Source organism: Grimontia sp. AD028, assembly GCF_000973155.1.
Taxonomy (GTDB): Bacteria; Pseudomonadota; Gammaproteobacteria; order Enterobacterales; family Vibrionaceae; genus Enterovibrio; species Enterovibrio indicus.
On the sequence record NZ_LASY01000195.1, the window covers coordinates 1 to 1411 of the forward strand.

The 1411-nt window shown below is 60.0% G+C and carries 1 pseudogene; it reads left to right on the forward strand.

Annotated features, from left to right (window positions below):
• Positions 1 to 1411: pseudogene (locus tag RN22_RS24260) on the forward strand (hypothetical protein); the annotation flags it as partial.

Consider the following 1411-nt stretch of genomic DNA (forward strand, 5'->3'; position numbering starts at 1 on the left):
TCACTGATGTGGCCGGTAACATTTCGCAATCCAGTACCGCTGCCGGCTTTACCCTGGACACCACCGCGGCCGGTGAAGGCACCGGGGCGGGCGGCACGGATGAAGCGCCAGTTTTGACCATTGCTGAAGCCACTGATGGCGTCAGTGAAGCCGAAGCCAGTGATGGCGTACAGGTCAGTGTAGCCGTACCGACCGGCACCGTGGCCGGTGACACCATTACCCTCACCGTCACTCAGCCTGACGGCACCACTGAAACCGTCGACACCCTGGTCCCTTCAGACTGGAACGGCACCGATCCGATCGTGATGACGGTGTCCACTGACATCCTGTCTGATACCGACGGCTTTGTGGACGGGGATTACTCTGTTACGGCGACCGTCACCGATGTGGCCGGTAACGTCTCAGAGGCCAGTACTCCTAGCGACTTTACCCTGGACACCACTGCTGCCGGTGAAGGCACAGGTGCAGGTGGCACGGATGAAGCGCCAGTTCTGACCATTGCTGAGGCCACTGATGGCGTCAGTGAAACCGAAGCCAGTGATGGCGTGCAGGTCAGTGTGGCGGTACCGACCGGCACAGTCTCCGGTGACACCATTACCCTCACCGTCACCCAGCCTGACGGCACCACTGAAACCGTCGAGACTCTGATCTCTTCAGACTGGAACGGCACCGATCCGATCGTGATGACGGTGCCGACCGACATCCTGTCTGATACCGACGGCTTTGTGGACGGGGACTACTCTGTCACGGCGACCGTCACTGACGTGGCCGGTAACGTCTCAAAGGCCAGTACCCCTAGCGACTTTACCCTGGATACCACTGCTGCCGGTGAAGGCACAGGTGCAGGTGGCACGGATGAAGCACCAGTTCTGATCATTGCTGAGGCCACAGATGGCGTCAGTGAAGCCGAAGCCAATGATGGCGTGCAGGTCAGTGTGGCGGTACCGACCGGCACAGTCTCCGGTGACACCATTACCCTCACCGTCACTCAGCCTGACGGCTCCACTGAAACCGTCGACACCCTGATCCCTTCAGACTGGAACGGCACCGATCCGCTAGTGATGACGGTGCCAACCGACATCCTGTCTGATACCGACGGCTTTGTAGACGGGGATTACTCTGTCACGGCGACCGTCACTGACGTGGCCGGTAACGTATCGCAGAGCAGTAATACAAGCAGCTTTAACCTGGATACTACCGCTGCCGGTGAAGGCACGGGTGCAGGCGGCACGGATGAAGCACCAGTGCTGACCATTGCTGAAGCCACCGATGGCGTCAGTGAAGCCGAAGCCAGTGATGGCGTGCAGGTCAGTGTGGCGGTACCGACCGGCACAGTCTCCGGCGATACCATCACCCTCACCGTCACCCAGCCTGACGGCACCACTGAAACCGTCAACACCCTGATCCCTTC